Source organism: Virgibacillus kimchii (genome assembly GCF_055379185.1).
The window spans coordinates 2,295,625-2,309,101 of sequence record NZ_AP043951.1; the positions used below are offsets into that span (position 1 = coordinate 2,295,625).

Genomic DNA, 13,477 nt, shown 5'->3' on the forward strand with positions numbered 1-13,477 from the left:
AACAGCAGGGAGTATCAACCTCCCTGCTGTAACCTCCACTTTAAAACATTCCAAGCATCCACGGTGCCGCATACAGCACCATGAACATGACTCCGTAGTTCACGCCGTTTCGGTGGAGCAGGCCGGCAACGAGGGCGACGAGGATGGTTCCGAAAATATTCAGTACGCCGGCATCCATGTAGGCAAGCATGACCACGAGTCCGGAAAACAGGCCGATCAGTGCTTCATGCGGAATGTATTTGAACACGAGCCCGCAAATTTGCGTGGCATATCTGATGACAATAAAAAAGGTGATCAGCAGCGCGACGACCGCGCCAATAATCGTTGCCGTCATGATTTCACCCATCGAAAGCATATGATGGATATTATTATCCGGTGTGAGTACCGGTGGCGCATTGAACAGACCGGCGCCCGGGCCAATGGCCGTTGGCGATAATGGCAGCCCGATCGCAATTAAAGGGATCAATATTCCCGCCAGGTAGGAAGCGTTGGTGAGCCCGTCCATGGTGGAAATCGCCCGGGATGCGCGTGCGACGGGTTCTTTCACATGCCTGGTGATGGCTTCTCCCCAGAAAACCGACATGCCGACCGGGGTTAAAAAGAATGTGAAGACTCCTAGCAGACTTCCCCATGCCGACGTCCAAGCTTCCTTTCTGGTTAAAATGCTGAACGGGTTCGGCAGGCCCTTTTCCTTTTTCGATTTTTTCATCTCAATTTTTTTGGGGCCGAGACGGGGCATTTTCTCCCGGATCCGCTTATTCAACAGCTCGAACAGAGTAAAAGCAATCGGGCCGATGGTAATTCCCAGGAAAAAGGAAACGAACACAGTGGTATCTTCGGGGACTACTCCCACTCCCCAGTACAGATGACGGAGCCCCATAATCAGCATGGCAAATGGCACAATGATGACCAGCGACAAGATTTTATTTTTCGTCAGCAGTGCGAGCAAAACGGCACCGAGGGTAAAGATCAGTCCGGAATATTGCTCTGCCACATCGGCAAAAGGCAGGAGCAAATAAGCGAGCAGAAAGCTGACCGGGATGGCTACCAATGTGCCGATCACCGATCCTGAGGCCATTTTCCGAATACTGACATCTGGCAGCCCATACTGTTTGAGCACCATGGCATGCTCTACCATCGGTGCAGCCATGACTCCGCCCGGTATGCCGGCGACAGCCACCGGGATCGAGTCCGTCAGTTTTTTGGAAACAATCGCTGCGATGAAAAAGGCCAAAATGACGTAGGGAGAAAATCCCATTAGCGCAAGCGCGATCGTTACGGGTGCGAGCACCGCCGTTTCATCCGTGCCGGGAGCAATTCCGATGAGCGTGTATAATAATGACCCGGCGATTCCCGCGAGCACCATTTGCATAATAATGACTGCATCCATTATTCTTCACCTTCTTCCATCACCGTCAGTTCCCTTTTCGGTTTCACGATGATACTGGCAATTATAAATCCAATGACCCCGCCAATCAGGCCAAAAATAAGCGGCGGCGTGTCGCCAAAAGCAAGCAGATAGCCGCCAAGTGAGCCGCTAATACAAATTGCCATGGCAAGGAGGAGGTCCTTGATTTCCACATGGTCCTCCCAAATTTCAACATAAGTATTATTTTCATTGTTTTCCCTGGTCATTTTTCGGCCTCCTTATTTAATTGGATTGCGGTTTGATATTGTTTGTTTTGTTTAGGGTTCGTCTTTTGCAGTGAGCTTATGCTGTATGCGAGCGCCAGCGAAAAACTCTGTTATGTATGGTCATGCCGTTTGACTTGATGCTGATTTTTTGTTTCGTTCCTTCCCGGGATTTTTTCTTTTCCCGGACAGATTGGATGATGTGTTTTATCTTATCATAAGTGGTTTTGCTTGTCTTGGAAGTGGTGTTAGTAGGTAGTGATTTTTCAGTGGGTGAATGGATTCTGGCTGATGTGCGTTGAGGGAATTTCTTGTTTTTTCACTATTAGAAAGCCAACTCGGAGGAATTCCCCCCCAAATATTGGCAGGTTCTCCCCCTCCCCTTACCATCAGAAGCCTTTTTTCAACTTCATCCTGAAACATCTAGAACAAAAGCACTATTTTTACATAAATTCCAAATTTCTGCTACCGATTCACTAATTTTCTTATTATACTGGAAAATAGACTGTTACTCTGCTCCATTAAAAATCAGTATGTCATTTGCTCAACTGGGGGATTAACTGTGAAAAAGTTTATTTTATTATTTTTATTTATTGCGATGATTGGCTTGGGTGGCTGTTACCTGAGTGCAGACGATGAAGCACAAAAGCCGGCGGACATGGATCCGGAAGAGTTGCCTGATGTACGGGCGTTTCAGGATGAGTTTACCCGGGAGTTTTTGCAATCGGCGGAGGAGACCAGGGATGGGTATTATCCTTTTTTGTCCGGGACCGGGAAGTATGAGATGGATTTTCCTGGAGGAGGCGTGATTGGTGAAAGAAGTTATGCTGTAAAAGATACCGGGATCGAAAATCTAGTCATTGGTACAAAGATGGATGGTGGCGGCATGCAGATTAAAGTATCATATAACACTGTTAGACAAGAAGAATATACTGAAGATCTTTTAAAAAGTTTTGAACAGCTTGTAGAGGAGGAACTGGATATTGAGGAAAAAGTATTAGAAGATAAAATTATCTACTTCGCCGAGTATTTTCCTGACTCAGAAAATGATTTTTATGTCGCATATATTCAAAATACAATGGATAGTGGCGGAGTTGAACTAAGAATTAGTATAGAATCCAGTGTCTCCATCGACCAATCCAGTTTACTAGAGGAAATCAAAACTCTGGCCGAATCAGTACAATTTGTTAATGAATCGGAGAATGTGAATAATTAAAATTTCCAAACGGTCATTTTGAGCAGGTGGAGGTTTAACATTGAAGAAGTGGATAATTTTTTTTTTAATGTCATTAATAGGATTTAGTGGGTGTCAAACCACGACGGGGAATGAAGCACAAAAACCGGCGGACATGGATCCGGAAGAGTTGCCTGGTGCGCGGGCATTTCAGGATGAGTTTACCCGGGAATTTTTGCAGTCGACGGAAGAAACCAGGGATGGGTATTATCCGTTTTTGTCCGGGACAGGGAGATATGAGATGGATTTTCCGGCAGGCGGCGTGATTGGTGAAGAAAGTTATGCGGAAAAAGATAATGGATACGAAGGTTTATTATTAGGGGTTGATGAAGGAGATGGCCATGAAAGCTCTATTAATATAAATTACTACTCTCATCATGAATTGGGAAATGAATCAAATATATTAGATCAGCTCAGTAATAGATTGGGTATGGAATTGGAATTTAAACATAAAGAAGATGAAAACAAATTTATTCATTATGCCTCTTTTGACTATGAAGAATATGAAAGTTTTGGTATTGCAGCTAATGTTTTAAATAAATTGGACAGCGGAGCTATACAAATTGTATACACAACTGGTTGTGAGACTGAGGAGGGCTGCATAATCAGCGAGGAAAGTATGAGGGAGAAAATGAATGCCTGGATTGATTCCATATATTTTATTGAAAGTGAAGAACATAAGTAGTATTGAAGCAGCTTGCTTAATGATTAAAAAACTGGGGGCTTCAAGGTGAACAAGTGTGCCTGTATATTTTTATTTTTTGTATTAATTGGTCTAAACGGTTGTCAAATGGATACTGTAAATGAAGCACAAAAGCCGGCGGACATGGATCCGGAAGACTTGCCTGATGTACGGGCGTTTCAGGATGAGTTTACCCGGGAGTTTTTGCAGTCTACTGAGGAGACCAGGGATGGGTATTATCCGTTTTTGTCCGGGACGGGGAGGTATGAGATGGATTTTCCGGGAGGCGGTGTGATTGGTGAAAAAAGTGTAAAAGATACCGGGATCGAAAATCTAGTCATTGGTACAAAGATGGATGGTGGCGGCATGCAAATCAGAGCTTCCTATAATATCACCAGAAATAAAGAAAGAGTTGACCGGCATTTAGACAGGTTTGAAAAAAATGTAGAAGAAAACCTCAGTTTTGAAGAAATTGTGTTAGATGATAGATCTCTTTACTTGGCTGAATATTTTCCTGATGCTAAAGACGATTACTATGTCGCTTACATCCAAAATCAACTTGATGACGGCGGAGTCGAACTAAGATTTACTATAGATCACAGTGTCACCATTGACAAACTCGCTATATTGAAAGAGATTAAACGCCTCGCGGAATCAGTACAATTTGTTAATGAATCGGAGAATGTGAATAATTAAAATTTCCAAACGGTCATTTTGAGCAGGTGGAGGTTTAACATTGAAGAAGTGATGAAATCGATCAGGTTTACTCCCACCTCCAACATAAATATAATGCTCTAATTTCACATCTGAAGTCCCGGGTCATCCACAACTACACCCCGAAGCACCTATGACAAAAGCACCATTTTTAAAGAAATGTAAGTTTCTGCTACCGATTCACTAATTTTCTTATTATACTGGAAAAAAGAGCTATTTTCGTGGCTCACGGCAACCGTCATCATATGATAATTATGTAGCTTGAACAACTGGAGGCTTTACAGTGAAAAAATGGATGATTGTACTTTTATTTATTGCATTGATTGGGTTAGGAGGATGTCAAATGGGTTCTGGGGATGGCGCACAAAAGCCAGCGGACATGGATCCGGAAGAGTTGCCTGATTTGCGGGCGTTTCAGGATGAGTTTACCCGGGAATTTTTGCAGTCGACGGAGGAAACAAGGGATGGGTATTATCCGTTTTTGTCCGGGACTGGGAGGTATGAGATGGATTTTCCTGGAGGAGGTATTATAGGTGAAAGAGGATATTCAAAAGAAGATAAAAGATTTGAAAGTTTTATTATAGGTGTGGATAACAACGCGCTTGAAACTTCAATAGATTTTAAATATTTGCCTGAAAAAGTCGGTAATGAAGAAATAGTCCTCAATCAATTAAGTGCAAGTTTCGGAAGTGAATTAGACTTTAAAAAGCATGAGACTGAAAATAAAACTATCTATATTAGTCATTTTGAGACAAAGGATTATTTTGGATACGTAGCATATATTCAAAACAGAAAAGATATAGGCGGTGTACAAGTGTCTACTCACTCCAACTGTAATGGAGATGAGGAATTGTGTGCTGACCTAGAGGAGCAAGAGAAAGAAAACGTAATTGAATGGCTTAATAATATTAATTTCATTAGCGAAAGTAGTTGATGAAAATGACAATGTATTTTCTTGAGAACGATCCATTTCTCCTTAGGTTAATCCATTTGGAATACGATAATTTGCCAGAGGAAGAAATGAAATCAAAAATAAAACAATTTTATATTGAAGAGTTCGGAACAACATTAGAAGCTGATATAGAGATATTCCATTCCTCTGATGCAAATACATTAGATGGCATTTCAGGCTATGATGGTACAGCAATCTATTTAAGCAATGAAGAAAATAGAATGGAAGAATTATATGTAATCTCACAAGGAACACAGGATTTAGTTGACTGGGATTACAATGTAAAATCTATGTTTGCCGGCTTGGATTATAGCCAGGCTCTAGATACAAATAAATTCACTGAGGAAGCCATAATAAAATTTGGTTTACATTCGAAAGACGACTCCATTCCTGTTATTGGACTTGGGCATTCATTAGCCAATAACAACAATAGTACTGCATACTTGGCATATGATACATTTGATTTTGTCTATAGTATTAATGGAGCACAAACCAACTACTACCAACTGTACAGAGCCGATATAGAATTCAGAAGGGAAGTTTCAAGAGAATTTTCTTTGAGTTTAACAGACCCAGACGCCATCTACGACATCGATCCCACGAAACTCCAGGCATTTGCCGAAACACACTACGCAGACAAAGCAGAGAACATTCATCAGACCATCTCCCTGGATGACCCACTCTACGCCGTTAGCGGTCAGCGTGGATTTTTTACCATTGGAGAAGTAAATTATTTGGAAACAAACCCGGATTACCCAGGGCTGCGGGAAATCATGGACGATATTCCGGACGAAGTGGTTCGCGATTTTCAGGAACTCGCCATCCAGTACACGGTTTCTTCTGAAAAAGGAGGCACCGATCAATTTATTTACGACGTGTTGGGGGCGGATATGGAATTTGTGAACACACTGCTTGAGATAGATGGGGTTGGCAGTGGCGTCCATACTTATTTCACCCATCAGGAAGAGCTCGATACACTGATCAGAAATTTGAATGATAATGTCCCGGAATTAATGTCCAAAGTGACTACGATTACAAGTAATGCTGATTTAATTTTCGGCAGGCTGGAGGAAGCGGGATATATTAGCACGCAGCAGAAAGATGTACTGATCACGGAGATTACAGCGATAGAAACTGAACTGCTTGGAATTCAGCAAGCTCTGGAAAGTAATGTAACGATTCGGGACACAGGAAATTTTTTTGCGCAAATAGGCGGAGATATCGGGAGTATTATAAGACTCCTGGAGCATGCGAGTGCATTGCAGGATAGCGCAGGCGCACTCGGGCAAAAGGAATTCATGGATATTTTGCAAATGATCGGTGCCAGCCACGGGATCCCCGAAGTATTGGATGCCATTACCGGCGGGAGAAAATCCTACATGGGAACGGATATGATTTTAACGGCAACACAGGGAAAAAAGGAAATTCGGGTAAATATGTCTGCAGCGCTGGAACTGTATCAAAAAGGGCTGGGAAAACTTGCGGAAAAAGAAACGGCGATAACCAGGCTTGCCAATGCGGTGGACCGGGAAATACAGCAGGCCTACAACGAGGAGAAAAGAAAAGTAATCGCAAAAATCAATGAAATGGAAGCAAGCCCGCTTATGTATCAATTTCGCCTCATGCTTCATTTGGGAACGTATTCAGTGCTCAATCCGCACAGAATTGAAAGCATCCGTGTCCATGAAGAAATTTATCCTCTGGAGCAGGCGGACCTTGATCATGAATTTAATTCTTTCAGGCATGCATTGGAAAGAGAACAGAAGCATATCGAAAATTATCGCCAGGCTGTGGAATTGCTTTTTGATGAAGATGAAAAGGTATCACGACAGTTCGATTTGATAAGGGGTGTTTAAATATGGATGAGGTAAAGTCAATCACTGTGAATGAAAGAATTCTGCCGCAGGAGGATTTCTCCCATAAAAAAGATGCACTTAGAAAATATGCCGAGGAGATCAGTGATTGTGATGCTGATTTTTTTGCCCTTGTCGATAACATTTTCCTTGATGAAAAAGGTGAAATCGTAGAGGAAATGCTTACGAAGACGAAGCAAATGCAGGTCTGGAATAATAATTTGCTGCTGGAAACGAATTTCCGCATCAATCAAGTTGTGAACAGATTTAATGAGCAAGCGGATGAGATGAAGATCCAGCGGGTGACGTATCGTTACAAGAAGGTGTTTGAGATGAGTTGAGGGTGTGAAGAACGCTGGATGGCGCGTGGAGATCGCTCGATGTTTGCTGATTTCGCTCCATGGCGCAGGTATTTCGCTCCATCTCCCACGGATTTCGCTCGGCATTTGCTTATTTCGCTCCATGCCCGCTGGATTCCGCTCGATATTTTCTTATTTCGCTCCATCTCCTCTGGATTTCGCTCCAAGCCACAGGGAGTTCGCTCGACATCCTCCTATTTCGCTCCACGTAGCAGGGAGTCCGCTCGAGATTGGTTTCGCTCTATGCCACAGGGATTCAGCTCGGCAGTTTCACATTTCGCTCCTCCCCCCTTGAATTCCGCTCGATCCTTTCACATTTCGCTCCATGCCCGCTTGATTTCACTCGTCACTTTTCTTATCTGTTTTCACGTCCACTTTAACGCATTAAGAAAATTACGGGGACAGCTAACCTGCCCCCGCTTCCCTATTTCTCTCTTTTTTTATGAATTTCATCTGCTACGGCTTGCACCTGGGTGCCTACAATAACCTGGAGATTATGCTTCCCTGACATGCGGACCCCTGGCACGCCGGTTTCTTTAATCTGATTTTCGTCAACATCAGCCGTATCTTTCACTTCTACCCGCAGGCGGGTGGCGCAGTTGTCTACAGCTACTACGTTGTCATCTCCTCCCATGGCGGCATAGATTTTTTCTGCCATAATTGCATATTTGTCCTCGGTGGCAGATGCTTCTGTTTCTTCTGCTTCTACCGCTTCTTCGTCCTCATCTTCACGACCCGGTGTTTTCAGATCCATTTTTACAATCAGGAAGCGGAAAATAACATAGTAGAGCACCGCAAATCCTAACCCCTGGACTATCAGCATGAGTGGCTGATTGGCCAGTGGCAGCTGTGAGCTTAGGAAAAAGTCAATAAATCCTGCACTGAAACTGAATCCGGCTGTCCATCCGAACAAGGATGCAATAAATAATGATAGCCCTGTTAATGCAGCATGTACAACGTAAAGAACCGGTGCCAAGAACATGAAAGAGAATTCAAGCGGCTCTGTTACACCTGTTAGGAATGCTGCCAGTGATGCTGCCATAAGCAATGAAGCAGCATGTTTCTTCCTTTTCGTTTTAGCCGTATGGTACATAGCAAGTGCTGCGGCAGGAAGACCAAACATCATAATCGGGAAAAACCCGGCCTGATATCTGCCTGTCACACCAAGTTCCCCGTCCCCGGACCAGAAGTTTCCGATGTCATTGATGCCGGCCACATCAAACCAGAATACGTTATTCAACGCGTGATGAAGCCCTGTTGGGATTAATAGACGGTTAAAGAAACCGTATAGTCCGGCCCCAATGGATTCCATGCTGCTGATGGCCTCCCCAAATGAAACTAAAGCGGAATATACAATGGGCCACACAATTAACATAATGAGAGAAACAACCAGCATAGTACCCGCTGTTAAAATCGGCACGAGTCTCTTTCCACTGAAGAATGCGAGTGCGTCCGGTAATTTCACATGACTGAATCGGTTATATAAGGCGGCGGCAATTAAACCGGAAATAATACCGACGAATACGTTCTGAATCTCCCCGAAAGCCATGTTGACACCGTCCGGATCAATTTGCAGCAGGTTCGCTACATTATCCGTGGACAGCACATGTGTGATAACCAAATAACCAACCAAACCGCTTAATGCAGCCGGTCCATCCTTGGCTTTTGTCATTCCAATCGCGACCCCGACAGCAAATAGAATGGGGATAAAATCCAAGATGGCTCCACCAGCACTGATAAGAAAAGCAGAAATTGGATTTCCTTCTCCCCACCCTTCATGGTCAAAAGCATAACCAATACCCATCAAAATGGCAGCAGCAGGCAGGACAGATACCGGGAGCATTAACGATTTACCCAGGTTCTGCAAGTATTTCATCATCCATAAAACCTCCATTTTCCTAGTTTTCCAGATTTTTAGCAACAATCATAGATGAGAACTACAGGTATCACCTTCCATCTATTCCATATCTTATTGTGCATTCAGTGTTCAGGGATGTTTCCTTCGTGGAGTGTTGAATGAGGGAGTGACTAACGGTAAAATTGTAAACGCTTACTACTTTTTATTGTAAAACTTGATGTAAAATTATTCAATTAATAGCAAAAATCGACATAAAAACGTAAAGAAGTATTGAATAAATTTTGATTAATTATATTAATAATAGAGTGGATAAGGGTCTGAAGCCGGCAGTCCTTCCTGCTTATTTTATTATGAGCAGCGTAGTCTCTCCTGCTTTTGCTTCTTTTATTTCCTCGAAGGTGATGTCCCTGTCCAAATCCTTGCTGTTGGTAATGATCATAGGGGAGATTGTGCTTTCCGCATGCTCCTGGATATATTCCAGGTCGAAAGTAAGCAGGGATTGACCTACCGTAATCTCATCACCCGTATTGACGTTAGCCGTAAACCCTTCTCCTTTGAGAGCGACGGTTTCCAGCCCGACATGAATTAATACTTCCGTCCCTTTTTCCGTTTCCAGCCCAATCGCGTGTTTTGTATCCGGCACCTGTACAACTTTTCCTTTTACCGGACTAACGACTTCTCCCTTGTTCGGATTAATAGCGACTCCTTCCCCCATCATCTTTTCACTAAATACAGGATCCGGCACATCTTCCAGCTTCACGACTTCCCCGCTTATTGGGGCATACAGTATTTCTTCTTCCTTTGATTTTTTGAAGAGATTTTTCAGCATTTTTTACCCATCCTTTCTATAGATTTTCTCAAAAACAACTTACCTTTATTGTAACTTTAAAATTTGTCCATTTAAACCAACCTAGATACTAATTATGTTATTCCCCTCACCCTTCCGGAAAAGTTCCATGTTTTTCGAGCTCCAATGCTAATGATATGGTATTGCAAGTGGCTTTGGAAAACTTATTCTGTTACTTCCCACTTTGTAGCATCGTGTTCGATTTACATAAAAATGAAATACCTTTGTTCAATTTATATTACAAACACATTACAAAAGTCCTGGTAATCTATCATTTTTTTGCCAATACAGATATAATAGAATTACTTTCCAACAATTTCATTCGGTATTTTTGACGATTCGACAGCAGAATGGCATTCCTCACCCAGCTGCATTTGCTTAGTTGGCGAGGGAAGGAAAAATCTGTCAAAATGCCGGAAATCTTATATATATATGAGGAGGTTACGCATTGGCTAACAAGAAAATATTATTTTCCGTAACAGCAAGTGCCGTGATTGCATCGGCTATTTTTTCAGCAGAAGAAGCGGAAGCAGCTTCCTACACTGTCAAAAGCGGAGATTCCCTGTGGACCATCGCACAAAAACATAACACATCCGTCTCCAACCTGAGATCTTTGAACAATTTATCCGGAGACATCATTTTTCCAAGTCAGGTTCTTAGAACAAGCAGCAGTTCAAGTAGTTCAAGCAATTCATCCAACTCTAATTCCAGCTCATCTTCATCATCAAATTCACAATCTACATACACAGTAAAAAGCGGGGACACGCTCAGCGGCATCGCTTCCAGACATAATGTGTCCGTATCGAATCTAATGAATTGGAATAATTTAAGTTCAAGCCTGATCCATCCGGGGGATAGATTGACTGTAAGCAGCGGCAGCTCCAGCGGGTCAAGTTCGTCCGGATCCAGTGGAAGCTCTTCTTCCGGGAGTTCAAACTCATCAGGCGGAAGTTCGACAACATACACGGTAAAATCCGGGGATACTTTGTCCCATATTGCAGCAAGACATGGCGTTTCCGTCTCCAACTTGAAAAGCTGGAACAATTTAAGCTCCGACTTGATTAGAGTCAATCAAAAGCTGAAAATCAACGGAAGCTCCAGCGGGTCGGATTCAGGAAGTTCGGGCAGTTCAGGTAGTTCCGGATCATCCGGCAGCTCAGGTTCATCCGGCGGCTCCGGACAAACCGGCAGCGCAACGGTATACACCGTAAAAGCCGGCGACAGTTTATCAAGAATTGCTGCCAACCACGGCGTTTCCGTTTCCAACCTGAGAAGTTGGAACAATTTAAATTCCGATCTTATCATCGTTGGTCAAAAACTGAACATTAACAGCAGCAGCTCCAGCGGTTCAGGTAGCTCAGGCGGCAGCTCGGGCTCGGGCAGCGGATCGGCGAATGTAGATTATGATGTGGACAAGCTGGTCAGCACAGCAAACAGTATGACCGGAACCAGGTATACTTGGGGCGGTTCATCCCCAAGCGGATTCGACTGCAGCGGATTTATTTATTATGCATATAATCAGGCAGGAAAAGATATTAGCCGCCTTTCCACAGACGGCTACTACAACCGGTCTTTCTATGTGAACAAACCACAAGTGGGAGATCTCGTATTCTTCTCCGGTACATATCGGGCAGGAATCTCGCACATGGGAATTTATGTTGGCAATAACCAATTCATCCATGCCGGTTCATCCACCGGGGTGACGGTAACAAGTTTGGATAACTCTTATTGGAAGAGTCATTTTGAAGGGTTTAAACGGTTTTATTGATAGATTTGTAGGGAAAACTCCAGCCGGCGGGCTGGAGTTTTTTGTGTGAGGTGGAACGAGATTTGTTCGGGGTGGAGCGGTATTTTGATTCTTCGAGCGAAAGCAGCCCGGGTTCGAGCTATATTCTGATTCTTCGAGCGAAAGCAGCCGGGGGTCGAGCGGTATTTTGATTTGTCGAGCGAAAGCAGCCGGGGGTCGAGCGATATTTTGATTTGTCGAGCGGAACTAGCCCGGGATCGAGCGATATTTTGATTCTTCGAGCGCAACCAACTCGGGACCGAGCACTAGCGGAGTTAAAAAGCCTTATGCCAGGTTTTATTAGAAGTATTATACTTTAAATTGGCCGCTTGCATGATTCTTTTTGCCGCATGGCGGGAGTTTAATTTTAACCAATTCATACATTCCTGGTTAGAGATAGAAGGTTTAATCAAAAGAAAGTAGTCTTCAAGTGCCTGCTTATGTGCGTTGTGAGATTTATGCTGACATTTACCACACAACCATCCGCCGTGAACCCGCTTCAAACCAAGCAATTTACATTCCGCACAATGAACACCAGGCAATAAATCACCAGCCTTCACCTGATGCTCGGCCATAATATCCTTGTCATATTCCACACAATCACGCAAAATCATGCTTGCAATCTTATGGTGATTTATTTTTTCTCCTTCTAATCGTGCTTCCATGTCCAAGATTTGTTTTGGAATATATTCTGCGTGAAATACCGTTTTTGCTATTGCTTCGTGATCGCCAATTACTTTTATCACCGTCGCAGGATCACTAATAGCAACGAGGGGATAGATGGGAATGTGCGCAAGATGATGCTGCTGCAGCCATAACTGAAGTTTTAATTTTTGCAGTTCCACCTGCGTAATCGGATAGCGATAGCCTTTCTCCTTTTGACCATCGTCGCGGATTAATTGCTTGAGGATAGTATCAAATATAATGACACCTTCAAAATTTTTACTTTCGATGAGAAAAATTGCATGTGGTGTAACAATCAGGGTATCCATTTGTGTTGTTTTTCCTTGAATCTTCAGGCCTGCATCCTGAAGAATGGAAAAACGGCTGGCAAGGAGACTGGTGTGGTAGTCGGTATTGCGTTCGCCTATATATCCCTTCATACTATTCTCTTTTGCAGCTTGTATTTTGCTTTTGCCGGGAAAATCAGGCCGAAGTCGTGGGAGAAGACGTTCATACTTTTTCAAGGGTATAGGTTTTTGTCGATATCGTAATATCATGGCAATCTCCTTTTTATTTTTACTATATATCAGAAGTATCATCGGGCGCAAAAGAGGGAAATTGTTTTTCAAAGGAGATAAAACGATTAGAAATGCAATTTTTCTTAGGAGGATTTTGAAAATTAAAACCTCTACATCGTTGAGATATTTAGAATCCACTTTATTTATGAAGATTTCAACGGATGATGTTTCCTTCACTATAAATGATGGAAATTTTACTTCTTCTCTCGCAGTTATTGACATATTTTTTGCCACTTTATTATTTCTTCTTGTTTTGTGTTTTTCCACATTCTTTTAAACCAAAATTAAAATTATTATGTTTTTTCTTTATTTTAAGTAG

General features: G+C 42.9%; 12 protein-coding genes. 7 read left to right on the plus strand and 5 right to left on the minus strand.

Annotation, left to right across the window (positions count from 1 at the left end):
- Window positions 1-40: 40 nt before the first annotated feature.
- A complete protein-coding gene (locus tag ACZ42C_RS11170; RefSeq protein ID WP_461183113.1) occupies window positions 41-1,390 on the minus strand; it encodes a tripartite tricarboxylate transporter permease in 1,350 nt (449 codons plus the stop codon).
- A complete protein-coding gene (locus tag ACZ42C_RS11175; protein ID WP_461183114.1) occupies window positions 1,390-1,635 on the minus strand; it encodes a hypothetical protein in 246 nt (81 codons plus the stop codon). Before ACZ42C_RS11175 ends, ACZ42C_RS11170 begins: the two co-directional genes overlap by 1 nt.
- 559 nt (window positions 1,636-2,194) lie before the next feature.
- On the opposite strand from ACZ42C_RS11175, the gene ACZ42C_RS11180 reads away from it, so the two are divergent.
- From ACZ42C_RS11180 to ACZ42C_RS11205, 6 genes are all read left to right on the plus strand, one after another.
- Window positions 2,195-2,848: a hypothetical protein gene (locus ACZ42C_RS11180; RefSeq protein WP_461183115.1), complete on the plus strand. Its 654-nt coding sequence runs from the start codon at window positions 2,195-2,197 to the stop codon at window positions 2,846-2,848.
- Window positions 2,849-2,888: 40 nt separating this feature from the next.
- Window positions 2,889-3,551 (plus strand): hypothetical protein, encoded by a 663-nt coding sequence (locus ACZ42C_RS11185; protein ID WP_461183116.1) that lies wholly within the window; start codon window positions 2,889-2,891, stop codon window positions 3,549-3,551.
- A 45-nt stretch (window positions 3,552-3,596) separates the two neighbouring features.
- The gene (locus tag ACZ42C_RS11190; protein WP_461183117.1) at window positions 3,597-4,244 is read left to right on the plus strand and encodes a hypothetical protein; all 648 of its coding nucleotides are present in this window, start codon (window positions 3,597-3,599) and stop codon (window positions 4,242-4,244) included.
- A gap of 301 nt (window positions 4,245-4,545) precedes the next feature.
- Window positions 4,546-5,196 carry a hypothetical protein gene (locus ACZ42C_RS11195; protein ID WP_461183118.1) on the plus strand — a complete coding sequence of 217 codons (651 nt, stop codon included), beginning with the start codon at window positions 4,546-4,548 and terminating at the stop codon, window positions 5,194-5,196.
- A gap of 5 nt (window positions 5,197-5,201) precedes the next feature.
- On the plus strand, window positions 5,202-7,070 hold the full coding sequence (locus ACZ42C_RS11200; protein WP_461183119.1) for a DUF6792 domain-containing protein: 1,869 nt from the start codon (window positions 5,202-5,204) through the stop codon (window positions 7,068-7,070).
- Between the two features lie 2 nt (window positions 7,071-7,072).
- Window positions 7,073-7,408 (plus strand): hypothetical protein, encoded by a 336-nt coding sequence (locus ACZ42C_RS11205; RefSeq protein WP_461183120.1) that lies wholly within the window; start codon window positions 7,073-7,075, stop codon window positions 7,406-7,408.
- Window positions 7,409-7,850: 442 nt separating this feature from the next.
- Here the strand turns inward: ACZ42C_RS11205 and nagE are convergent, their stop codons facing one another.
- Window positions 7,851-9,305 (minus strand): N-acetylglucosamine-specific PTS transporter subunit IIBC, encoded by a 1,455-nt coding sequence (gene nagE / locus ACZ42C_RS11210; protein ID WP_461183121.1) that lies wholly within the window; start codon window positions 9,303-9,305, stop codon window positions 7,851-7,853.
- Window positions 9,306-9,624: 319 nt separating this feature from the next.
- On the minus strand, window positions 9,625-10,113 hold the full coding sequence (locus tag ACZ42C_RS11215; protein ID WP_461183122.1) for a PTS sugar transporter subunit IIA: 489 nt from the start codon (window positions 10,111-10,113) through the stop codon (window positions 9,625-9,627).
- Window positions 10,114-10,579: 466 nt separating this feature from the next.
- On the opposite strand from ACZ42C_RS11215, the gene ACZ42C_RS11220 reads away from it, so the two are divergent.
- Window positions 10,580-11,899, plus strand: coding sequence for a C40 family peptidase (locus ACZ42C_RS11220; protein WP_461183123.1), 1,320 nt, complete (start codon window positions 10,580-10,582; stop codon window positions 11,897-11,899).
- A gap of 293 nt (window positions 11,900-12,192) precedes the next feature.
- Here ACZ42C_RS11220 and ACZ42C_RS11225 read toward each other — a convergent pair whose 3' ends face one another.
- Complete coding sequence (locus tag ACZ42C_RS11225) at window positions 12,193-13,425, minus strand: nuclease-related domain-containing protein (RefSeq protein ID WP_461183124.1); 1,233 nt, start codon at window positions 13,423-13,425, stop codon at window positions 12,193-12,195.
- Between the last annotated feature and the right edge of the window lie 52 nt (window positions 13,426-13,477).

Excerpts from the sequence above, each read along its gene's own strand:
- ACZ42C_RS11205 (WP_461183120.1), top strand. The coding sequence starts at position 7,073 with ATGGATGAGGTAAAGTCAATCACTGTGAATGAAAGAATTCTGCCGCAG.
- nagE (WP_461183121.1), bottom strand. The coding sequence starts at position 9,305 with ATGATGAAATACTTGCAGAACCTGGGTAAATCGTTAATGCTCCCGGTA.
- ACZ42C_RS11175 (WP_461183114.1), bottom strand. The coding sequence starts at position 1,635 with ATGACCAGGGAAAACAATGAAAATAATACTTATGTTGAAATTTGGGAG.
- ACZ42C_RS11200 (WP_461183119.1), top strand. The coding sequence starts at position 5,202 with ATGACAATGTATTTTCTTGAGAACGATCCATTTCTCCTTAGGTTAATC.
- ACZ42C_RS11170 (WP_461183113.1), bottom strand. The coding sequence starts at position 1,390 with ATGGATGCAGTCATTATTATGCAAATGGTGCTCGCGGGAATCGCCGGG.
- ACZ42C_RS11215 (WP_461183122.1), bottom strand. The coding sequence starts at position 10,113 with ATGCTGAAAAATCTCTTCAAAAAATCAAAGGAAGAAGAAATACTGTAT.